Annotated in this window: 19 protein-coding genes; 8 read left to right on the top strand and 11 right to left on the bottom strand. The window is 47.7% G+C overall.

Annotated features, from left to right (window positions below):
* Positions 1–59 precede the first annotated feature (59 nt).
* Complete coding sequence (gene gorA, locus U9J37_RS10915; protein ID WP_005475053.1) at positions 60–1,418, bottom strand: glutathione-disulfide reductase; 1,359 nt, start codon at positions 1,416–1,418, stop codon at positions 60–62.
* A gap of 202 nt (positions 1,419–1,620) precedes the next feature.
* Positions 1,621–2,460 carry a 23S rRNA (adenine(2030)-N(6))-methyltransferase RlmJ gene (locus U9J37_RS10910; protein WP_005475054.1) on the bottom strand — a complete coding sequence of 280 codons (840 nt, stop codon included), beginning with the start codon at positions 2,458–2,460 and terminating at the stop codon, positions 1,621–1,623.
* A gap of 152 nt (positions 2,461–2,612) precedes the next feature.
* Here U9J37_RS10910 and prlC point away from each other — a divergent pair, with 152 nt between their 5' ends.
* Together prlC and U9J37_RS10900 are read left to right on the top strand one after the other, a co-directional pair.
* Positions 2,613–4,655 (top strand): oligopeptidase A, encoded by a 2,043-nt coding sequence (prlC, locus tag U9J37_RS10905; protein WP_005475037.1) that lies wholly within the window; start codon positions 2,613–2,615, stop codon positions 4,653–4,655.
* A gap of 95 nt (positions 4,656–4,750) precedes the next feature.
* Positions 4,751–4,969 carry a hypothetical protein gene (locus U9J37_RS10900; RefSeq protein WP_043887271.1) on the top strand — a complete coding sequence of 73 codons (219 nt, stop codon included), beginning with the start codon at positions 4,751–4,753 and terminating at the stop codon, positions 4,967–4,969.
* Here the strand turns inward: U9J37_RS10900 and U9J37_RS10895 are convergent.
* From U9J37_RS10895 to U9J37_RS10880, 4 genes are all read right to left on the bottom strand, one after another.
* Positions 4,966–5,421, bottom strand: a complete 456-nt coding sequence (locus U9J37_RS10895) for a DoxX family protein (protein ID WP_005475062.1) — start codon at positions 5,419–5,421, stop codon at positions 4,966–4,968. The two genes, U9J37_RS10900 and U9J37_RS10895, sit on opposite strands and share 4 nt — an antisense overlap.
* A 9-nt stretch (positions 5,422–5,430) precedes the next feature.
* Entirely contained in the window at positions 5,431–6,192 is a 762-nt protein-coding gene (locus tag U9J37_RS10890) for an HvfC/BufC N-terminal domain-containing protein (RefSeq protein ID WP_005475059.1), read from the bottom strand.
* The gene (locus U9J37_RS10885) at positions 6,189–7,052 is read right to left on the bottom strand and encodes an MNIO family bufferin maturase (protein ID WP_005475022.1); all 864 of its coding nucleotides are present in this window, start codon (positions 7,050–7,052) and stop codon (positions 6,189–6,191) included. The genes U9J37_RS10890 and U9J37_RS10885 overlap by 4 nt, the downstream gene beginning before the upstream one ends.
* 79 nt (positions 7,053–7,131) lie before the next feature.
* Positions 7,132–7,392 (bottom strand): BufA1 family periplasmic bufferin-type metallophore, encoded by a 261-nt coding sequence (locus U9J37_RS10880; protein ID WP_005475027.1) that lies wholly within the window; start codon positions 7,390–7,392, stop codon positions 7,132–7,134.
* 269 nt (positions 7,393–7,661) lie between these two features.
* On the opposite strand from U9J37_RS10880, the gene uvrD reads away from it, so the two are divergent.
* The gene (gene uvrD / locus U9J37_RS10875) at positions 7,662–9,833 is read left to right on the top strand and encodes a DNA helicase II (RefSeq protein ID WP_005475069.1); all 2,172 of its coding nucleotides are present in this window, start codon (positions 7,662–7,664) and stop codon (positions 9,831–9,833) included.
* Between the two features lie 887 nt (positions 9,834–10,720).
* Here the strand turns inward: uvrD and U9J37_RS10870 are convergent.
* The 3 genes from U9J37_RS10870 to rarD form a co-directional block, all read right to left on the bottom strand.
* Positions 10,721–11,383 carry a LysE family translocator gene (locus U9J37_RS10870; protein ID WP_005475077.1) on the bottom strand — a complete coding sequence of 221 codons (663 nt, stop codon included), beginning with the start codon at positions 11,381–11,383 and terminating at the stop codon, positions 10,721–10,723.
* Positions 11,384–11,456: 73 nt separating this feature from the next.
* Positions 11,457–12,251: an AraC family transcriptional regulator gene (locus U9J37_RS10865; protein ID WP_005475032.1), complete on the bottom strand. Its 795-nt coding sequence runs from the start codon at positions 12,249–12,251 to the stop codon at positions 11,457–11,459.
* A gap of 72 nt (positions 12,252–12,323) precedes the next feature.
* Positions 12,324–13,238, bottom strand: a complete 915-nt coding sequence (gene rarD, locus U9J37_RS10860; RefSeq protein WP_005475113.1) for an EamA family transporter RarD — start codon at positions 13,236–13,238, stop codon at positions 12,324–12,326.
* A gap of 152 nt (positions 13,239–13,390) precedes the next feature.
* On the opposite strand from rarD, the gene recQ reads away from it, so the two are divergent.
* From recQ to U9J37_RS10845, 3 genes are all read left to right on the top strand, one after another.
* Complete coding sequence (recQ, locus tag U9J37_RS10855; protein WP_005475098.1) at positions 13,391–15,226, top strand: ATP-dependent DNA helicase RecQ; 1,836 nt, start codon at positions 13,391–13,393, stop codon at positions 15,224–15,226.
* Positions 15,219–15,536, top strand: coding sequence for a DUF3630 family protein (locus tag U9J37_RS10850; RefSeq protein ID WP_005475036.1), 318 nt, complete (start codon positions 15,219–15,221; stop codon positions 15,534–15,536). The genes recQ and U9J37_RS10850 overlap by 8 nt, the downstream gene beginning before the upstream one ends.
* A gap of 205 nt (positions 15,537–15,741) precedes the next feature.
* Positions 15,742–16,407, top strand: a complete 666-nt coding sequence (locus U9J37_RS10845) for a 7-cyano-7-deazaguanine/7-aminomethyl-7-deazaguanine transporter (protein ID WP_005475039.1) — start codon at positions 15,742–15,744, stop codon at positions 16,405–16,407.
* Positions 16,408–16,526: 119 nt separating this feature from the next.
* Here U9J37_RS10845 and gppA read toward each other — a convergent pair whose 3' ends face one another.
* Both gppA and rhlB read right to left on the bottom strand, forming a co-directional pair.
* Positions 16,527–18,017 carry a guanosine-5'-triphosphate,3'-diphosphate diphosphatase gene (gppA, locus tag U9J37_RS10840; RefSeq protein WP_005475083.1) on the bottom strand — a complete coding sequence of 497 codons (1,491 nt, stop codon included), beginning with the start codon at positions 18,015–18,017 and terminating at the stop codon, positions 16,527–16,529.
* Positions 18,018–18,023: 6 nt separating this feature from the next.
* A complete protein-coding gene (gene rhlB, locus U9J37_RS10835) occupies positions 18,024–19,325 on the bottom strand; it encodes an ATP-dependent RNA helicase RhlB (protein ID WP_005475024.1) in 1,302 nt (433 codons plus the stop codon).
* Between the two features lie 111 nt (positions 19,326–19,436).
* On the opposite strand from rhlB, the gene trxA reads away from it, so the two are divergent.
* Together trxA and rho are read left to right on the top strand one after the other, a co-directional pair.
* Complete coding sequence (gene trxA / locus U9J37_RS10830; protein ID WP_038139762.1) at positions 19,437–19,763, top strand: thioredoxin TrxA; 327 nt, start codon at positions 19,437–19,439, stop codon at positions 19,761–19,763.
* A 192-nt stretch (positions 19,764–19,955) separates the two neighbouring features.
* Positions 19,956–21,215 (top strand): transcription termination factor Rho, encoded by a 1,260-nt coding sequence (gene rho / locus U9J37_RS10825; protein ID WP_005475035.1) that lies wholly within the window; start codon positions 19,956–19,958, stop codon positions 21,213–21,215.
* Positions 21,216–21,286: the final 71 nt, after the last annotated feature.

Genomic DNA, 21,286 nt, shown 5'->3' with positions numbered 1-21,286 from the left:
ATAGTCAGTGGATGATTATTTTCCAGATTTATTTATGTGTGCAAGATGCTTTTCCTACACTAACCCGTCATGGTAACGAACTCTTCAGAGCCCGTTGGGTGAATCGCCACAACAGAGTCGAAGTCTGCTTTGGTTGCGCCCATCTTCATTGCTACGCCGAAGCCTTGAATCATCTCATCAACGGTGAAACCGATGCCGTGTAGGCCAACAACTTTTTCTTCTTCGCCCGCACAAACCAGCTTCATCTTACATGGCTGACGGTGCTTAGTGACGGCGGTGTACATTGCGGTAAAGCCAGACGTGTACACTTTCACGTTGTCTTTGCCGTACTTCTCTTCCGCTTCTTGCGTTGTTAGACCAATCGTGCCGATCGGTGGGTGGCTAAACACAACAGTTGGCACTAGGTTGTAGTCCATTTTCGCATTGGTTTTGCCGTTGAACAGACGCTCTGAAAGCTGGCGACCTGCTTTAACCGCAACTGGCGTCAGCTCGATACCGCCTTCCATGATGTCACCGACACAGTAGATGCCTTTGACGTTGGTCTCTTGGTATTCGTTTACCTTGATGTAACCACGATCGTTAGTTTCAACGCCAGTAGATGCAAGGTTGATAGCATCCGTGGCTGGGTGACGGCCGATTGCCCAGATCAGTTGGTCAACGTTTTGCGTGTTGCCGTTTTCTAGGTGCAGAGTCAGGCTGCCATCCGCTTCTTTTACGATCTCTTTTGGAATCGAATGCGTGTGCAGCTTAGGACCTTCTGCGTCCATTACCTCAACTAGCGTTTCAATGATCATTGGGTCAAAGCTACGTAGTGGAGATTCTTTACGAACGAATAGGTGAGTTTCAGTACCTAGCGCGTTCAGTACACCAGCGATTTCTACCGCAATGTAACCTGCGCCGATCACGGCCACGCGTTTTGGTTGCTCGTTTAGCTCGAAGAAGCCGTTAGAGTCGATGCCGTATTCCGCACCTGGAATGTTCGGAATAGTTGGACGACCGCCAACAGCAATCAGGATATGATCGGCTGTGTAGTGCTCGCCATTTACTTCCACCGTTTTCTCATCAACAAACTTAGCAAAGCCTTTAATGACGTTAACTTTGTTGTTGCCCAGTACGCGATCGTAAGATTGGTGAATACGACCAATGTACGCTTGGCGACTTTCTACCAGTTTGCTCCAGTCGAAGCCTTTTACATCGATATCGAAGCCGTAGTCTTCAGCGTATAGATTCATTGCATCTGCAATTTGAGCGCCGTGCCACATCACTTTCTTCGGTACACAGCCTACGTTGACACAGGTACCGCCAAGGTCTTGAGCTTCGATTAGGGCTACTTTCGCGCCGTACATCGCCGCGCGGTTTGCTGATGCGATGCCGCCTGAGCCGCCGCCGATACAGATGTAATCAAAATGAGTCGCCATTACTTTCTCCGAGCTTTTTGAATTATTGATTGCTATGCCAATGACATTGGGGCGAGGAGTCTGAAACTCAATCGCAGCACATAGCTGTCCTTATCTCTTATCATAAATCGACCATCATCGATTTCCCAATGGGAAAAAGTGCGTGTCGTTATGACATTTAGCGATAAAGCAGAGCGTTTTGGCTCTGCCGTCTAGAAATCGATTATTCCGGAACAATCCATTCCACTTTGAAGTGACCGGTTGCTGGTGCAATCGCTTCCTTCAAAAATGGCAAAATTTCTTTCATTTGGCTTTCTAGCTTCCACGGTGGGTTGATCACAATCATGCCTGATGCCGTCATGCCACGTTCGTTGGTGTCTGGGGCAACGCCAAGTTCGATTTGTAGAATTTTGCGAATGCCTAACCCTTCCAAGCCTTCAATCATGTCTTCGATGTCACAGCGGTTGACCACTGGGTACCAAATCGCATAAATGCCCGTTGCCCAGCGCTTGTAACTTTGGAAGATCGCTTGCACCACATCGCGATACTCTTTTGCCAGCTCGTAGGGTGGGTCAATCAACACCAAACCACGGCGCTCTTGCGGTGGCAAGCTCGCTTTTAGGCGTTTGAATCCATCTTCTTTATAAATGGCCACTTGGCGATCGCGATGGAACTCTTGTTCAAGCAATGGGTGATCAGCAGGGTGCAGTTCGGTTAGAACCATGCGATCTTGCGGGCGAATTTGCGCGCGTGCGACTCGTGGTGAGCCAGGGTAGTAGCGCAGAGTGTTACCGTTGTTGAGTGTTTTGATGGCGTCAAGGTAGCCTTGAAGCTCAGCTGGAATCGCTTTTTGGTCCCACACGCGGGCAATGCCTTGCTTGTATTCACCGGTTTTCTCTGACCATTCGTGAGTCAAATCGTAGCGACCAACGCCAGAGTGCGTGTCATGGTAAACAAAAGGCTTATCTTTTTGCTTTAGAGAATCCAAGATAAGGCTTTGAACAATATGCTTAATCACGTCAGCGTGGTTGCCTGCGTGAAAACTGTGGCGGTAACTTAACAAAATATTTCTCTCAGAATAGGTGCAAAGAGCATGATGAATGATGGCTCTTAGTATACGTTACTATTGAAAATTGCTGAACCTACCTATATTTAGTATCTAACAGAAATAAAAGATGTCGCTGAAGAACGTCTTTGAATCAAAAGGAATGCTTTATGTCTAACCCATTACTGACTTTCACGGATCTTCCCCCGTTTTCACAGATTAAGCCTGAGCACGTTAAGCCTGCGGTTGAGCAAGCTATCGAGGCGTGCCGCGCTAAAATTGACTCGGTACTGGAAAACAATACCGCGCCAAGCTGGGAGAACGTTGTGGCGCCTATCGAAGAGGTGGATGATCACTTAAGTCGTATTTGGTCTCCGGTGAGCCACATGAACTCAGTGGTCAATAGTGATGAGCTGCGTGAAGCATACGAAAGCTGCCTACCATTACTTTCTGAGTACGGTACTTGGGTTGGTCAGCACAAAGGACTGTTCGAAGCGTACAAAGCGATCAAAGCGAGCGATGCGTTTGCGAAACTGAGCCAAGCGCAGAAGAAAACCATTACTGATTCTCTACGCGACTTTGAGCTGTCGGGCATTGGCTTGCCTGCGGATGAGCAGCATCGTTATGGTGAGATCAGCAAACGTATGTCTGAGCTAGGTTCTAAATTCTCTAACAACGTGCTAGATGCCACTATGGGTTGGACTAAGCATGTTGCAGATGAGAAAGAGCTCGCGGGTATGCCAGAGTCAGCGCTAGCGGCAGCCAAAGCCGCGGCAGAAGCCAAAGAGCTTGAGGGCTACTTGCTCACGCTTGATATCCCGTCTTACCTACCCGTGATGACGTACTGTGATAACCAAGAGTTACGTAAAGAGTTGTATGAAGCGTATGTAACGCGTGCGTCGGATCGAGGTCCGAAAGCAGGTGAGTGGGACAACACTGAGATCATCAATGAACAGCTCAAGCTGCGCCATGAGATTGCTCGTATGCTTGGTTTTAATACCTACAGCGAGAAGTCTCTAGCCACCAAAATGGCAGAGAATACCTCTCAAGTACTTGGTTTCTTAAATGATTTGGCGAGCAAAGCGAAACCGCAAGGCGAGCGTGAAGTGGAAGAACTGCGCCAATTCGCTAAAGCAGAGTTCGGTGTTGAAGAGCTCAACTTGTGGGACATCGCTTACTACAGCGAAAAACAAAAGCAGCACCTGTTCCAAATCTCGGATGAAGAGCTGCGTCCTTACTTCCCTGAGTCGAAAGCGGTGAGCGGTCTGTTTGAAGTGCTAAAACGTGTCTTCGGTATGACGGTTCAAGAGCGAGAGGGCGTGGATACATGGCATGAGTCAGTACGCTTCTTCGATATTTTCGATGCTGACAACAACTTGCGTGGCAGCTTCTACCTAGACTTGTATGCTCGTGAACATAAACGCGGTGGCGCGTGGATGGATGAGTGTCGAGTGCGTCGTATCAATGCTCAAGGTGAACTGCAATCGCCTGTGGCGTATCTGACGTGTAACTTTAACCGCCCAGTGGGAGACAAGCCTGCGCTGTTCACCCATGATGAAGTGGTAACGCTATTCCACGAGTTTGGTCATGGTATTCACCATATGTTGACGCAAGTGGATACCGGTGCGGTATCGGGCATCAATGGTGTGCCGTGGGATGCGGTTGAATTGCCAAGCCAGTTCCTAGAAAACTGGTGCTGGGAAGAAGAAGCGCTGGCGTTTATCTCGGGTCACTTTGAAACGGGTGAGCCACTGCCAAAAGAGATGTTGGATAAGATGCTCGCAGCGAAGAACTTCCAATCAGCGATGTTTATTTTGCGCCAGTTAGAATTTGGCTTGTTTGATTTCACGCTGCACACGGAATTTGATCCGGAAGTAGGACCTCGTGTCTTAGAAACCCTAGCTGAAGTGAAGTCGAAAGTGGCGGTGTTGCCAAGCTTAGAGTGGAATCGTTTCTCGCATAGCTTTAGCCATATCTTTGCTGGTGGTTACAGCGCTGGTTACTACAGCTACCTATGGGCGGAAGTGTTGTCGTCGGATGCATTCTCACGTTTTGAAGAAGAAGGCATCTTCAACGCGGAAACCGGTCAAAGTTTCTTAAACAACATTCTTGAAATGGGTGGCAGTGAAGAGCCAATGGAGCTGTTTAAACGCTTCCGTGGTCGTGAGCCTCAAATTGATGCGCTATTGCGCCACTCGGGTATCAGCGCTTAATTTGTTTTAGTCGCAATCATAAAACGCCCCTGATTCATTGAGTCAGGGGCGTTTTTTATTGATATGATAATCACCTTAGTACGCAAGGAGGTCATATGCTGAAACTAGGTAAGATGTTTGTATTGAGCGCATTAGTACTACTAGGTGCGTCTGGTTGTGCGGAGTTAAAGCAAGCAGGCACGGAAATTGGTCATGCGACTCGTGATGCTGCGACAACCATTGGCCATGCAACGCGAGACACCACCAAAGCCATTGGCCATGCCTCACGTGACGCCGTGAATTCAGTCAAAGAAGACTTGAACGACGGTAACTAATCAGCCAACTTTCCGCGCAATAACTTATCAACGGATAGTGGTCCTGGTCCCCATACCACAACGATTAGGATCATTAATCCCCATAGTTGGTGGTCATAAAAGCCTTGCTCCCATAATACCGGGTAAGAGACGACGGCAATAATATTGAACGCAAATAGCATCGCTGCGGTGGGTCTTGTCAACAAGCCCAACGCAACAAAGATAGGCAAGATAAGCTCTGCACCCGTTCCCAAATAAGCCGCCAGTTGCCAAGGTAGTAGCGGAACTTGGTATTCATATTCAAATAAGAACAGTGTGCTATCCCATGTCGATATTTTGGTTAAGCCCGCATTGAAAAAGACCCAAGCGACCCACACTCGACAAAAAAGCAAAAGTAATGGCACCACAACCGCCTGCGATTTTTCGATCAGAGCATCGTAGTGATTGAGCATGTTTTTTATAGATTCAGACATCGTCTCCCCTTACCGCGCGAGCGAAAATCCAGCAACCACGTTGCTTTCGACAAAATAATTTAGGTGTTGGAGTGTATGAGGTGGTATCTCACCCAAGGTACGACCAGAATGCAGGTGTTGCAGCAGTTCAAAAGCCTCACCGTCGAGAGGCTGCATCCACACTTCACCCTGTTGGGAGCAGCAGATCACGCCCTGTTGAGGCTTATCTAAAACCAAATCATCAAACTGATTGCTTTCAATGGCTTTTTTTAGCGCAAATAGCGCATATTGGGATTGAAATGGCATCACACCTGGCCACAAATGTAGATGAATTGAGGTTTGCTGCACCGGCTCTACCTCGGCTAACTTGGCTAAAGGCAATAGAGTGTCTGGCGCAGATACATTGCCTTGTTGCTGCTGAGCCATATCGATACACCATTCGAAACGGGCGACATCGGTGGCATAAGGCGCAGCTTCAACAACCGCTGGGAAGCGTTCGATAGTGTGCGAAAAATGCTCTCCATAATCACTGACATCCCCGACTTGCAATGGGTAGGCAAGCACATGCTGGCGGGCTAATTGGCCAAAGCACTCTTCGCCAACCAAAGCGCAAACCATGGGGTACGTTGCCTCTAGAACTTCACTCAAGCCAATGATGAAGTTGTTGCGATAAATCTGCATACGTTCATCAGCGGTAAAGTGGTCGCTGACTATCTCACACTCTTCACCGGTTGCTTGGTAGTGCAGCGCCTTGGCAAATTGATGTTGTAACTGGGCTAGGGAAAGAGTCATGACGCTCTCCTTGGCTGACTTTCTTCAAGATGCTGGTGCAGATAATCATTCGCTTTGCCAGCTTCCGCGAGCAAAACCTCAGGCTGCGGAATATCGAGATCCCATTCGATGAGCGTATGGCGAGAGCCGTGTTGCGATAGCCATTGTGTGTAGAGTTGCCAAACTTCGTCACTGACTGGTTGGCTATGGGTATCAATCCAGACTTCGCCTTTCTCTAGCTGTTTGATGGTGAATCCTGCCAAATGAATTTCATCCACATGCTCAGCCGGAATCGCATCCAAATAGGTTTGGGTATCGAAGCCGTGATTGAAAGCGGAAACGTGAATATTGTTCAAATCCAATAGAAGTCGACAATCAGTGCGACGTTGAACCTCGGCTAGAAACTCCCACTCAGGAATGGTGGAATGGGCAAACTTAACGTAGCTTGACGGATTCTCTATCAGGATTGGGCGTTGTAAGTGGTCTTGCACTTCCGCGACGTTACGACAAAAAACGTCTAGCGCTTCAACGGTGTAGGGAAGTGGCAGCAGGTCATTGAAGTGGTGACCGCCGTTTTCACTCCAGCTTAAATGGTCAGAGACAAGAAACGGCTCTAACTCGTCGACTAAGCTTTTGATTTGTTGAAGGTGTGTTTGATCTACCCGAGCAACACTGCCTAAAGATAAACCAATCCCATGACAGCTAATTTGGTAGTCTTGGGCGATTTGGCGCAGTTGTTGGCGAGCGGCTGAGTAAGGACGAAAGTAGTTTTCGCTGTGGATTTCTAACCAAGAGAGCGCAGGCTTCTGGTGGGTAAAATAATCCAAGTGTGGCGTTCGTAACCCCACACCAATATGGTTGTGATAGTTATGATTTTTCACGGGCGAATCCTTGGCGAGTGGGGGAAGGTAAACGGCTTGTTGAGCCTAAACCGTTTACCTTACGGACAGACAATAGGTGTTATGAAGATTGAGTGCTGCCGCCCGTCAACTTGCCACACAGTCCTTTAGGGACAACCACAAACGCGTCAGTTTGATTGTCTTCTTTTGCAGTACCAGCACATGAACTGGTTTTGGTTGCACAGTCGTTTTTGCCCGCTTTAGAGACGCCGTAGCATTTCTCTTTTTCTGCCGCTAGCGCAGGGGCAGCAGTCAACATTGAACCACCTAGAGCCAGTAAACCTGTAACAGCAGCAGTAACAGCAAGATTCGATTTTTTCATTGTATTATCCTCAGACTTAATTCCTTTACTTATGTGGGCAAGTGGCGGTTGTTTTTCCAGCAACTTGCTTACTAAACAAGATAGAAAGGGGATGAAAAAACTTTCAAAAAATTTATCGAAAACCACTGATCCATTTTTTATTTTTATTTAAGTGGTTAATTTATATCGATTTTTATCGCGTAAATTTTTCTTGTTTTTGTTCTGAAATGCGGGGGCTGTTTAGGTTATAATCACTTTTCATGTATAGATAACCAGTAGCTGAGCACAGAATGGATCCTTCATTACTCCTCGATGGTCTGAACGATAAACAGCGTGAAGCCGTTGCCGCCCCTCTAGAAAACTTACTTGTCCTTGCTGGTGCGGGAAGTGGTAAGACACGAGTCCTAGTGCACCGCATTGCTTGGTTAATGTCAGTTGAGCAGGCATCACCGTTTTCTATCATGTCGGTGACCTTTACCAACAAGGCCGCGGCAGAAATGCGTGGTCGTATTGAAGAGTTAATGATGGGCAGTGCCTCTGGGATGTGGAACGGGACTTTCCATGGTATTTGCCATCGAATCCTTCGCGCTCACTATCTTGATGCCAAGCTGCCAGAAGACTTCCAGATCATCGACAGTGATGATCAGCAACGCTTACTGCGCCGCTTGATTAAGGCACAAAATCTGGATGAGAAACAGTGGCCAGCACGCCAGGTCAGCTGGTGGATTAACGGTAAAAAAGATGAAGGTCTTCGCCCGAATCACATTGATGCCTATGGCGATCCAATCACCAAAACTTACCTTCAACTGTATACCGCGTACCAAGAAGCGTGCGATCGTGCTGGCTTAGTCGACTTTGCCGAAATTCTACTTCGTGCCCATGAGTTACTGCGCGATAAAAAGCACATTCGTGAGCATTACCAAGCGCGCTTTAAGCACATTCTGGTTGACGAATTCCAAGATACCAACAACATCCAATATGCTTGGTTGCGTATGATGGCAGGGCCAGATTCGCATGTAATGATTGTTGGGGATGACGACCAGTCTATCTATGGTTGGCGTGGTGCTAAAATCGAAAACATCGAGAAGTTCACCTTAGAGTTTCCAAGCGTGAATACCATTCGTTTGGAGCAAAACTACCGCTCAACCAAAACCATCCTTGAAGCATCGAATGCTCTGATCGCCAATAACACGGAACGTATGGGTAAAGAGTTGTGGACTGAAGGTGCAGAAGGTGAGCCTATTTCGGTTTATTCGGCTTACAACGAGCTTGATGAAGCACGCTTTGCCGTCAACAAAGTGAAAGAGTGGCAAGACAAAGGCGGTGCTTTGAATGATGCCGCCATGCTCTACCGCAACAACGCCCAGTCACGTGTTCTAGAAGAAGCGCTAATCCAAGCGGGGTTGCCTTACCGAATCTATGGCGGAATGCGATTCTTCGAGCGTCAAGAAATTAAAGATGCGCTTAGTTACCTGCGTTTGATGGCTAACCGCAACGACGACGCAGCATTTGAACGTGTTGTGAATACTCCGACTCGTGGCTTGGGTGATAAAACCTTAGAAACGATTCGCTTTGCCGCCCGAGATCAAGGTTGCACGATGTGGGAAGCGAGCATCCGCCTGCTAGATGATAAAGTGCTGGCTGGCCGTGCTGCAGGTGCCCTGAGTCGTTTTGTTGAATTGGTCAACGCACTAGAAGATGACACCTGTGAAATGCCGCTGCATGAACAAACCGACCACGTGATCAAGTATTCGGGTCTGTTCGCCATGTACGAGCAAGAGAAAGGTGAAAAGTCTAAAGCGCGTATTGAGAACTTGGAAGAGCTGGTTACGGCAACCCGCCAATTTGAAAAACCAGAAGAAGCGGAAGAGATGACGCTATTGACTGCGTTTTTAACTCACGCGGCTTTAGAAGCGGGAGAAGGCCAAGCGGATGAGTTTGAGGATGCCGTCCAACTGATGACGCTACACAGTGCCAAAGGCCTTGAGTTTCCATTGGTCTTTATGGTCGGTGTCGAAGAGGGGATGTTCCCAAGCCAGATGTCTGCGGAAGAAGCGGGCCGCTTGGAAGAGGAGCGTCGCCTTTGTTATGTGGGCATGACTCGTGCGATGGAAAAGCTCTACATCACCTACGCGGAAATGCGTCGCTTGTACGGTCAAGATAAGTACCACAAGCCGTCACGTTTTATCCGTGAGTTGCCAGAAACCTGTCTGGATGAAGTGCGTATGAAGGCGCAGGTAAGCAGGCCAACCAGTTCGGGTCGCTTTAGCCAAACTGTGGTGAAAGAGAACTTCAATGAAACAGGTTTTAGTTTGGGTTCACGCGTTATGCATCCGAAATTTGGCGAAGGTACCATCATCAACTTTGAAGGCAGTGGTCCGCAAAGCCGAGTTCAAGTTGCTTTTAACGGCGAAGGGATCAAATGGCTGGTAACGGCGTACGCTAAATTAGAAAAGTTGTAGTTTCTGTAAGTGATTTTTCAAAATGTTTGAGCTTTAGACGAGGCGGCAATCAAGCGAGACCCCAGAGCATTGTAAACCGATGTGATGGGGCTGACTGAAACTGAAAGCGGCCAACGTAGCAGCTATAGTTCAATTATGTAGAGAAAAGATAAAGAAAAACCCCGAGGGCTTGCGCCCATCGGGGTTATAGTCTTACTCGCAGCAATCCGGCTACTAAAAGTGCTCCATGCATCAAATCCTTGATAGTATGCTGATGTCCTTCAGCTTAGTCCTTTTCTCGCCATCCTAGCGGTGTCCTTGACCCTATCCTGGTCCACTAACAATCCTCGTTAGCTCACTTCGCTTGTTCCCTGAGCGGTGTCCCTTTCATCATCCTGATGATCGTTCCTTGCCTCGTCCAGAGGTGTCCATTTCCCTTCCTTAGTAGCAACCATCCTAGTCACTATTGCGTCCGTTCAATGTCCAATTTGCTATCCGTGCCGATTACTCATCCTAAGCAACCGTATCTTCTTCCTGAAGATTACCTAATCCGTGGTAATTTCCTGTTCCGTGTCAGCATCCTTCCGACAAGGTTCATATTACGCCAGTCGTAGATTTCAGCAATATGACGAAAACGATTTCCTAATAATCTCTTTGGCTTATTTTTGTACAAAGTCATCTAAATCAGTGGTTTATGTGTTTATAGTGATATTACTCTTAGCTAAAAAGCTATTTTGGCTCACTCACTTGTAAGAGATCTCGCACAAGGCTTCGGGGTGATCGTTGATCAAACCTCTCACACTGACATCCAATAATGACGTTTTTTTGCACACAAATTCACTCTTCGGCGAATAAAAATGCCTCTAAAAGCAGGATTGGTGACTAACTATTCGCCAAGGTCGTGGAGGCTAAATCAGTAAACTGCTTGCCGATTGCCACAAAATGCCTGCCCCAATGAGTGAAAAGATCACGCCACACAATCCATCAATATATAGGGTGATCGCCTGCAACTTGCGCTGCATCCGTTGTGTGGACAGCGCCCAAGCCAAAAATGAGAACCAAGCTAAAGAGAGTATCCACAAAATGGCGAGTGCAGCGCCTTTTCCACTCAGAGACATCGTTGCGGGAACCAGTGATGACATGAGGCTCACAAAAAAGACCAACGCTTTTGGGTTGAGGATGTTGGTCGCAAAGCCACGAGAGAAGGCTTGGCGTTTGTTACTGAGCAGCAACTGGGGAGCTTCGATATGGGTTGTGCTTGCGGGCTCGCGCTGCCAACTTACCCAAGTTGCTTTTAAGGCGCCATAACCCAAGTAAAACAGGTAGCTGCCGCCGGCAATTTGTACCAAAGCGAACAGAGTCGGTTGCTGATGCACTAAGTAGCTGACGCCCGTTAAACTCAAAATTGAGTGGAGCAAAATGCCACAAGATAGCCCGAGTGCGATGTACAAACCGGTTTGGCGACCATAGCGTGTCGCGTTTTGTACGACGAGGGCAAAATCTGGGCCTGGGCTCATAAGGGCAATGAAGTGGACGGTTGCTAATGTTGCAAGGATGGTGATTTCACTCATGGTAGTCACTGTTTAATAGGAATTTCGCTTAGTGTGCCAAATTCATTGCATGAGGAATTGTAAATTATTGGCACTAGCCAACTTGAGAAGGGGAGACGCCGTAGGTGGCTTTAAATGCTTTGCTGAAGTGAGCTTGATCGTAAAAGCCGATTTGGTGAGCGACATCGGTACCGCAGACTCCGCTCTTGAGAAGCTTCATGCCTTGCTCAAGGCGCAAGCGACTTAGCCAAGCGTATGGGGTTAGGCCCACTTTCGCCTTAAAGTGGCGTTGAAATTGAGTGGGGCTCAACTGGCATAAGTTCGATAACTGCTCCAGTTTGACGGGCTGGTCAAGATTCGCCATCAAGTACTCTTTGAGTGTCGCTACCGATTGATTGCCCAGTGGCACGACGCTTTTTTGCTCCTTCGCCCCATACTGCTCAAATAACCGAGCAAAACCTTCATAGGGTAAACAGTCTTGGGCGAGTTGACTGAGGCTAGGATTTGCTAGGTTCTGGTGTAGTTCCACTAAGGTATTGAATAAAAAGGCATCGTTAATCACCAACTGGTTAAATCCCACTATGTCGGACGATCGTTTTAGATCCGCAAGATCACTAAGCCAATGTGGATCCAATGAGAAGACTTTCACTTGGTAACCTGAGTCGAGCTTGGATTGCCCATCATGCATTTCGTCAGGCGGCATTAAGACGATTTGCCCCTTTCCTGCATGATATGAGTTGCCTTGATAATGAAACTTCTGCTCACCTTGAGTGATAAGGCCAATATGAAAATCAAGATGATAGTGGCGTTGAAAGGCAAACGTTCGGTAGTTTGCGTCGATCAAACCTATCTCTTGATTGGGTGCTGTTTGGTATTGAACCTTATCCATAAATACAAAAAAGCTTGGCGAATATTTCACCAAGCTTAGCGCGACTGTTTGAGTATGTCTTGTAAAAAACGATCACTTGGCCAAAGCGGCTTTACGTGTTTGTCGATTCGTTTTAAGGCCGTCAAAGCTGAAGATGACTAAGGCACCCCAGATAAAGGCAAAGGTAATGGCTTTATCTGCCGTGAAGGCTTCGCCGTAGACTAAGACGGCGAGCAAAAACATCAAACTTGGGCCAATGTATTGGAAAAAGCCCAGTGTTGATAGCTTCAATCGTGTTGCTGCGCCTGTGAAGCAAAGCAGTGGCAAGGTTGTAATGACACCTGCGGAAATCAGTAACAGATTGAGTGTCATTGGGTTGCTCAGCAAATCAGATGTGGCGCTATCAGCAATCCAAACTAGGTAGATGGCGGCAGCAGGTAACATGATAAGAGTTTCGATAAACAATCCAGTTTGTGCATCCAAGCTCACTTTCTTACGTAGCAAGCCATAGAAGCCAAAGCTGAGGGCAAGCGCGATTGCCACGGTTGGTACTGAGCCAAACGCTATCAGCTGAACCAACACGCCACACGCAGCGAGCACTACCGCAAACCACTGAAGTTTTCTGAGTCGTTCGCCAAGAAACAGCATGCCGAGTAATACATTGATCAGTGGGTTAATGTAGTAGCCTAAGCTGGCATCCAGCATATGGTTGGCGTTGACTGCCCAAATAAAAATCAGCCAGTTAACCCCGACCAAAAGTGAGGTCGAGATGAGAAACGCCATCTTCTTTTTTGAGCGAAGTACATCACGAACCCCGCGCCAACGACGGCCGATATGGAGCAAGAAAGCCAGCAGAACAAAAGACCAGACCACGCGGTGACTTAAGATCTCAAGCGGAGAGACATCGCTGATGGTTTTAAAGTAGATAGGGGCGATACCCCACATGGTGTAGGCTCCGATGGCAAGCAGTACCCCTTGCCGAGCTCTTTGTTGTTCTTCTAGTGTCATCGGTCGGTTCCCAACACTTCGTTTACAAAATGAAACATCCAGTATACGAATGACTCTGATAATCACCTAGTAATTTGCAGTTTTATTCACCATCAATCCCAATTACAATTAGCGCTTTGCTCTTCTGCACATCACCCCTAACTGAGAATTCAATGACTGCCACACTGTTAGCTGAACAATCTGAACCGATCCTCACTCCGCAAAGTGTTTTGGAGGAGGTGTTTGGTTATCAAACGTTCCGCGATGGTCAACGAGAGGTGATTGAATCTGCGGTGGCAGGACAAGACAGCCTAGTGATCATGCCTACCGGTGGCGGTAAGTCGCTATGCTACCAAATTCCGGCACTTGTTCGCAGCGGCCTGACGTTGGTGATCTCCCCTTTGATTTCGCTGATGAAAGACCAAGTCGACCAGCTAAAAGCCAATGGTGTCGCGGCGGAGTGCATCAATTCCACCATGCCACGGGAAGAGTTGATTGCGGTGTACAATCGCATGAATGCCGGCGTGACTAAGCTCGTGTATGTTTCCCCTGAGCGAGTGTTAATGCGTGACTTTATTGAAAGGCTGCAAGGTCTACCGTTGTCGATGATTGCGGTGGATGAAGCACACTGCATTTCCCAATGGGGACATGATTTTCGTCCAGAGTACGCATCGTTAGGCCAACTGAAACAAGCATTCTCTCATGTGCCCGTGATGGCGCTGACGGCAACCGCTGACGATGCAACGCGCAAAGACATCATGCAGCGTTTGCAGCTGAATGATCCGCACACCTATTTGGGGAGTTTTGACCGACCGAATATCCGTTACACGCTAGTGGAAAAGCACAAACCTGTCTCTCAGGTGGTGCGTTTTCTTGAAGGCCAACGTGGTCAATGCGGCATCATTTACTGCGGTAGCCGTAAGAAAGTGGAAATGGTCACCGAAAAACTGTGCAACAACGGTCTGCGCGCGGCGAGCTATCACGCGGGGCTAGATGCCGATGAGCGAGCGTATGTCCAAGACGCGTTCCAGCGTGACGACTTACAAATTGTTGTGGCGACCGTCGCCTTCGGTATGGGGATAAACAAACCCAACGTGCGCTTTGTGGTTCACTTTGATATTCCGCGTAATATCGAGTCTTACTACCAGGAGACGGGGCGAGCAGGGCGAGATGGCTTACCCGCAGAAGCGATGATGCTGTATGACCCAGCGGATATCGGTTGGTTGCGTCGTATGCTGGATGAAAAAGATGATGGCCCACAAAAGCAGGTTGAGGCGCACAAACTCAATGCGATGAGTGCCTTTGCAGAAGCGCAAACTTGTCGTCGCCAAGTGCTATTGAATTACTTTGGTGAGTACCGAGAGCAACCGTGTGGCAACTGCGATATTTGCCTCGATCCCCCCAAGCATTTTGATGCCACCGAGCAGGCGCAAAAAGCGCTTTCGTGTGTCTATCGCGTGAATCAAAGTTTTGGTATTGGCTATGTGGTCGAAGTGCTGCGCGGCATGCAAAATATCCGAGTACGCGAAAACGGTCATGACAAGCTATCGACTTACGGTCTTGGTCGAGAAAACAGCCATGACTATTGGGTGAGTATATTCCGTCAACTGATCCACAAAGGGTTACTGTTTCAAAACATCACTCGTAATTCCACCTTGCAACTGACGCCAGAAGCGCGACCTCTATTGCGTGGTGAAGTGTCATTGGAGTTAGCGGTGCCTCGCTTAGATACCGCAGCAAGGGCGGCCAAATCAGACAAGCTTGTCAGCAAAAACTACGATAAAAAGCTGTTTGCCAAATTGCGCAAATTGCGTAAAGCGATTGCAGATGAAGATGGCTTACCACCTTATGTGGTGTTCAGTGATGCCACATTAATTGATATGGCTGAAATTCTGCCGACTTCTTATGGTGAGATGTTAGCAGTAAACGGTGTGGGCCAACGCAAGTTGGAAAAATACGCCGATCCTTTCTTAGATTTGATTCAGGAGCACTTAACCCATCATGGTTGATTCGACGCAAAAGGAATTTGGTTTAGCTGAATACCAGCAACAAGAGGGACGCATCGTGATCACGGCGCCGCGTTTTGATTTTGACAGCTTTCCTGAGCTAGCGGAGAAGTTGGTCAAGTCGCTGTCAGCGTCGGTGATTGAGAAACAATGGGATGCCGATATCCACTCATGGTTGATTGATTTTGAAGGCTGCCAACTGTTCTTAAAGTCAGAGCATTACAGCGAAAGTGTCTGGTTTGAAGCGCTGGCTATCGATGATTCAAAAGAAGAACTCGACTTTCTCGCTGGGCTGTTTCAACGCGGCTTTTAGTGCCAAAACAATACGCCAACGATTGCGTAATAACTCTTGCTTGCGGCGTGAATTGGTTAATGTATAATCGCCCGCCGCGCTATGAGTCACATACTCGATAGTGCTTAAGTTTTTTTATTCACATTGTTGGTGAGACATTGTCTGTTGGCTTAGATGGTGTCGATTTGGGTTCCCTCACCCCCAAACCAAACTAAAAAGGTATCGCATGAGTAACTTTACCCCTGCGCAGCAGCGCAAAGCCCTTCTTTTATTGGTTTTATTCCATCTGATCATTATTGCATCGAGCAACTATTTGGTTCAGTTACCGTTTACGGTATTTGGTTTCCACACCACTTGGGGCGCATTTACCTTCCCATTTATCTTCTTAGCGACTGATTTAACCGTGCGCGTTTTCGGTGCTCAGCTTGCACGTCGTATTATCTTCTTAGTGATGCTACCAGCACTGGCGGTGTCGTATGCACTGTCGGTACTGTTTTTCGAAGGGCAATTCCAAGGCTTTTCCCATCTTGGGGAGTTTAACTTGTTTGTGGCTCGTATCGCGATTGCAAGCTTTATGGCTTATTTATTAGGTCAGATTCTTGATGTGCACGTATTTAACCGCCTGCGTCAGTTAAAGCAGTGGTGGGTAGCTCCAACCTGTTCGACACTATTTGGCAATGCGCTAGATACGATCGCGTTTTTTGCGATTGCTTTCTATCAGAGCCCAGATCCCTTTATGGCGGAGCACTGGACGGAAATCGCGCTGGTGGACTACGGCTTCAAATTGGTCATCAGCTTAGGTTTGTTTGTGCCTATGTACGGCGTGCTATTGAACTTCCTTGTGAGAAAGCTCACTGCCGTCAATCCAGACTTTAAAGTGGTTGGCCAGTGATAGGAAGAGAGGGTAAGTAACGCCTTCGGATTCTTAAGAGTGTTCTCTCGACTTTAAATCGAGATTCAAAACAAAAAGCCCGAGTGACAGTCACTCGGGCTTTTCTCTTTATGCGGTCATTATTGAGCGATAACAGTAAGAGGCCAGCCAATATCACTTTGGCGGTTGGCTTCAATTTCAAGCTCTGCGCTGGTCAGTGGGTTGGCGTTTAGCCATTTTGCATCAATGGTTAGGGTGAGTTTGTCACCCTCAGAGCTTAGGCTGATGTTTGGCTCAAGCTCAGGGTTACGACGATGCGTTAGTAGCACGGCTAGGCGAAGTAGGCGCAAAATGCGTTTTGCACTTGAACCTGACACGGCGTGCTGCTCAGGTAGAGAGGTCAGTTGCTCTCGGTAACGACGGGCAATTTCACCCAGTAAGTGTTTCTGAGCGCGAGTGTAGCCAGGCAGATCTAAGCTTTGCAGCAAGTAAGCGCTGTGCTCACCACCTTTTTTGAAGTCAATTGTTAAGCCGACTTCGTGCAGTTTGGCCGCTGTCTCGAGCAACACTTTACCTTGCTCCTCGACAATCCAATCCTGTTGGCACTGAGAGAGTAAACGCTGCGCTAGATGAGCCACTTGCTCGCCATACGCTTGATCAAGTTGGTATCGATGTTGGACGCTCGCAATGGTGCGGGCGCGAATATCGTCCTGCTTGAGTTCATCCACCATCTCGTACACTAAGCCTTCACGCAAAGCGCCGCCAGCCAGTGTCATAGAATCAATTTCTAACAATTCAAAGATCGCAATCAGAATTGATAAGCCACTTGGGAACACTAATGCGCGCTCTAGTGTGAGCCCTTCAATCTCTAACTCTTCTAAGTGATCCGCTCGCATGGCCTGTTTTTGTAGGCGTTTGAGTTTGGCATGGGTGATGACCTCATCCATGCCTTGCGCTAGCATAATTTCTTGTAGCGCTTGAACCGTGCCCGAGGCGCCGACACAGACATCCCAACCAATCTCTTGGTACTGCTCTAAGATTGGTTGTAAGGTCTCTTTGGCGGCAAGAATCGCGTTGTTGAAGTTTGTGACGGTTAACTGGCGATCTTTAAAGTGACGCTCAAGCCAAGTCACGCAGCCCATCTTTAAGCTTGTTAGTGCTTTGGCTTCAAAACCTTCACCAATAATTAGCTCGGTGCTTGCGCCGCCAATGTCTACCACCAAACGACGCCCACTGCCTCCAGAGGTATGAGCCACCCCTTTGTAGATGGTGGCCGCTTCTTCTTCGCCGCTGATCACTTCAATCTTGTGACCCAAGATTTGATTCGCTTTTTCCAAGAAAACGTCCACGTTGGTCGCGGTACGCAATGTGGCAGTGCCGACAATGCGAATGTTCTCTGTGGGGATATCTTGCAAGCGTTCGGCAAAAAGGCTCAAGCAGTCCCAGCCGCGTTGCATGGCTTCTAGACTCAAGGCGTTATGTTCGTCTAAACCTGCGGCAAGGCGAACTTTACGTTTGATTTTGGCCATGGTTTGAACGCTGCCATCAATGTGACGCACAACGAGCATATGAAAACTGTTCGACCCGAGATCGATGGCTGCGTAAAGCGGAGATGAAACGGCTTGGCTCATAGACGCTTAAGAATCCTTTGGTTGGCGCTGGCGAGAGCGATTGTTTTGACGACGGTTACCCGAGCGAGATCCACCTGTATTGGTGCGACGCTGCTGCGGACGGTTTGAACGCATGCGAATAGGCGCAGGTAAATCTTCGATTAGGGCACTTGGGTCATAATCCGATACCGGGATTGTGTGCTCAATGTATTCTTCGATCGGTGGGAGGTTGATCGCGTAATCTTCACACGCAAAGCTGATTGAGTGACCGCTTGCGCCAGCACGACCTGTACGGCCAATACGGTGAACGTAGTCTTCACAATCATCAGGTAGATCGAAGTTAAATACATGCGTCACTTGCGGGATATGCAAACCGCGCGCGGCAACATCGGTTGCAACCAGCAGATCGACATCACCTTTAGTGAATTGCTCAAGGATACGCTCACGTTTTTTCTGTGGCACATCACCTGTAAGAAGACCAACACGATGACCATCGGCCGCTAAGTGGCCCCAAATGGACTCACATTTGTGCTTAGTATTGGCGAAAATGATCGCACGCTCTGGCCACTCTTCTTCAATAAGTGTTTGCAGTAGCGCCATTTTGTGTTCGTTAGAAGGGTAGAACAACTCTTCTTGAATGCGGTGACCAGTTTTGACTTCTGGCTCAACAACAACATGCTCAGGGTTATGCATGTGTTCGAAAGCAAGCTCTTGAACGCGGTAAGAAAGTGTTGCTGAGAACAGCATGTTCAAGCGCTCTTTTGGCTCAGGCATACGACGGAACAAGAAACGGATGTCTTTAATAAAGCCAAGATCGAACATACGGTCTGCTTCATCAAGGACGACAGCTTGAATGTGGTTTAAGTTAAACACACGCTGCTTGTAGAAATCGATGATGCGACCCGTTGTACCAATCAATACGTCAACACCATCTTCAAGCTTAGCGAGCTGCTTATCATAGCTTTCACCGCCATAAGCAAGCGCAGCTTTGATACCTGTGCTTGCGATTAGTGGTTCAGCATCATTATAGATCTGAATCGCCAGCTCACGTGTTGGCGCCATAATGATTGCGCGTGGCTGAGTTGGCTTACGGCCTTCATGCTCAGACGTCGTGAGTAAGTGGTTAAAAGTAGCAGTCAGGAAGGCTAATGTCTTACCTGTACCCGTTTGGGCTTGGCCTGCGATGTCTTGGCCGGTGAGCAGTACCGGCAACGCCAAGGCTTGGATCGGGGTACAAAATTCGAACCCTTTTTTCTCCAGACCTTCAGTAATTTGAGGGTGTAAACCCAAATCGGCGAACTTTTGCTCTGTGATATGCGTCTTTTTCATGGCTATAGAATATCAGCTTAAGCTTGCAATACGAAAGTAAATACATTCCAATAGGGCATCTAAATACTGGTTATCATGCAACCAGTTCAGAAAAACACATTGGAGTGGAAGATGAGTGATAAGATTTTGCAGCTTACTGATGACGGTTTTGAAAACGATGTAATCAATGCTGCAGGCCCAGTTCTTGTTGATTTTTGGGCGGAGTGGTGTGGTCCTTGTAAGATGATCGCTCCTATCCTAGACGAAATCGCAGATGAGTACGAAGGCAAACTCACTATCGGTAAACTAAATATCGACCAAAACGCAGGTACACCACCTAAATTTGGTATCCGTGGTATTCCAACGTTGCTTCTATTTAAAGACGGTAACGTAGCAGCAACGAAAGTGGGCGCGCTGTCTAAAACTCAACTAAAAGAGTTCCTAGACGCAAACCTATAAGCGTTGTGAAAGAAGACCGTGCTTAAGGCACGGTTTTGTTTTTGAACATCAACAAAATCTAGACTAGGCTACTATTTAGTGCTAGTTTATCGCACGTTAATTATACAAGTTCTCTTCTTGGTCGATCCTGTGACCAAATCCATCTTAACCAAATAACAGATCCTTATTTTGACTAAACAAGCATCAACCACCATGAATCTAACAGAACTGAAGAACAGACCTGTGTCTGATCTTGTTAAACTTGGCGAAAGCCTAGGCCTAGAGAACCTAGCTCGTCTAAGAAAACAAGATATTATCTTCGCAATCCTAAAAGCGCATGCTAAGAGCGGCGAAGACATTTTCGGCGACGGGGTTCTAGAAATTCTGCAAGACGGCTTTGGTTTCTTGCGTAGTGCAGACAGCTCTTACCTAGCAGGTCCGGACGACATTTACGTGTCACCGAGTCAGATCCGTCGTTTTAACTTACGTACGGGTGATTCAATCGCTGGTAAGATTCGTCCACCTAAAGACGGTGAACGCTACTTTGCGCTACTGAAAGTCAATACAGTTAATGATGATAAGCCAGACAACGCGCGTAACAAGATTCTATTTGAAAACTTGACGCCACTGCACGCCAATGAGCGTATGGTGATGGAGCGTGGTAACGGTTCGACAGAAGATATCACAGCACGTGTTCTAGACTTAGCTTCACCAATTGGTAAAGGTCAACGTGGTCTGATTGTTGCTCCGCCAAAAGCGGGTAAAACAATGTTGCTACAGAACATCGCTCAAAGCATCGCTTACAACCACCCAGAGTGTGAGCTGATGGTACTTCTTATTGACGAACGTCCGGAAGAAGTAACTGAGATGCAACGCTTGGTTAAAGGTGAAGTAGTCGCGTCAACGTTTGATGAGCCAGCATCTCGCCACGTTCAAGTCGCAGAGATGGTAATCGAGAAAGCGAAACGTCTTGTTGAACACAAAAAAGACGTGGTTATCCTGCTTGACTCAATCACTCGTCTTGCTCGTGCATACAACACTGTTGTGCCTTCGTCAGGTAAAGTACTAACGGGTGGTGTGGATGCAAACGCACTTCACCGTCCTAAGCGTTTCTTCGGTGCAGCTCGTAATGTTGAAGAAGGCGGTAGCTTAACGATCCTTGCAACAGCGCTTGTTGATACAGGCTCTAAAATGGATGAAGTTATCTACGAAGAGTTTAAAGGTACAGGTAACATGGAAATCCACCTGAACCGTAAGATTGCAGAGAAGCGCGTCTTCCCAGCAATTGACTTCAACCGCTCGGGCACTCGTCGTGAAGAACTTCTAACGAAAAACGATGAACTACAGAAGATGTGGATTCTGCGTAAGATTGTTCACCCAATGGGCGAGATCGATGCAATGGAATTCCTAATCGATAAACTTGCGATGACAAAGACCAATGATGAGTTTTTCGATGCAATGCGTCGTCAGTAATCGCTGAAGATTTGATTCCCAAACGCCACCGCTAAGCCGGTGGCGTTTTTGTTTGCATTATCTACTGATAA

This window comes from Vibrio sp. 16 (assembly GCF_963681195.1).
Classification (GTDB): Bacteria; Pseudomonadota; Gammaproteobacteria; order Enterobacterales; family Vibrionaceae; genus Vibrio; species Vibrio sinaloensis_D.
This window is presented reverse-complemented; position numbering and strand designations above follow the sequence as displayed.

What these genes read in the sequence shown, in the direction of transcription:
- gorA (WP_005475053.1), bottom strand. Translation starts at nt 1,418, where the DNA reads ATGGCGACTCATTTTGATTACATCTGTATCGGCGGCGGCTCAGGCGGC.
- prlC (WP_005475037.1), top strand. Translation starts at nt 2,613, where the DNA reads ATGTCTAACCCATTACTGACTTTCACGGATCTTCCCCCGTTTTCACAG.
- U9J37_RS10900 (WP_043887271.1), top strand. Translation starts at nt 4,751, where the DNA reads ATGCTGAAACTAGGTAAGATGTTTGTATTGAGCGCATTAGTACTACTA.
- U9J37_RS10895 (WP_005475062.1), bottom strand. Translation starts at nt 5,421, where the DNA reads ATGTCTGAATCTATAAAAAACATGCTCAATCACTACGATGCTCTGATC.
- U9J37_RS10890 (WP_005475059.1), bottom strand. Translation starts at nt 6,192, where the DNA reads ATGACTCTTTCCCTAGCCCAGTTACAACATCAATTTGCCAAGGCGCTG.
- U9J37_RS10880 (WP_005475027.1), bottom strand. Translation starts at nt 7,392, where the DNA reads ATGAAAAAATCGAATCTTGCTGTTACTGCTGCTGTTACAGGTTTACTG.
- uvrD (WP_005475069.1), top strand. Translation starts at nt 7,662, where the DNA reads ATGGATCCTTCATTACTCCTCGATGGTCTGAACGATAAACAGCGTGAA.
- U9J37_RS10870 (WP_005475077.1), bottom strand. Translation starts at nt 11,383, where the DNA reads ATGAGTGAAATCACCATCCTTGCAACATTAGCAACCGTCCACTTCATT.
- U9J37_RS10865 (WP_005475032.1), bottom strand. Translation starts at nt 12,251, where the DNA reads ATGGATAAGGTTCAATACCAAACAGCACCCAATCAAGAGATAGGTTTG.
- rarD (WP_005475113.1), bottom strand. Translation starts at nt 13,238, where the DNA reads ATGACACTAGAAGAACAACAAAGAGCTCGGCAAGGGGTACTGCTTGCC.
- recQ (WP_005475098.1), top strand. Translation starts at nt 13,391, where the DNA reads ATGACTGCCACACTGTTAGCTGAACAATCTGAACCGATCCTCACTCCG.
- U9J37_RS10850 (WP_005475036.1), top strand. Translation starts at nt 15,219, where the DNA reads ATGGTTGATTCGACGCAAAAGGAATTTGGTTTAGCTGAATACCAGCAA.
- U9J37_RS10845 (WP_005475039.1), top strand. Translation starts at nt 15,742, where the DNA reads ATGAGTAACTTTACCCCTGCGCAGCAGCGCAAAGCCCTTCTTTTATTG.
- gppA (WP_005475083.1), bottom strand. Translation starts at nt 18,017, where the DNA reads ATGAGCCAAGCCGTTTCATCTCCGCTTTACGCAGCCATCGATCTCGGG.
- rhlB (WP_005475024.1), bottom strand. Translation starts at nt 19,325, where the DNA reads ATGAAAAAGACGCATATCACAGAGCAAAAGTTCGCCGATTTGGGTTTA.
- trxA (WP_038139762.1), top strand. Translation starts at nt 19,437, where the DNA reads ATGAGTGATAAGATTTTGCAGCTTACTGATGACGGTTTTGAAAACGAT.
- rho (WP_005475035.1), top strand. Translation starts at nt 19,956, where the DNA reads ATGAATCTAACAGAACTGAAGAACAGACCTGTGTCTGATCTTGTTAAA.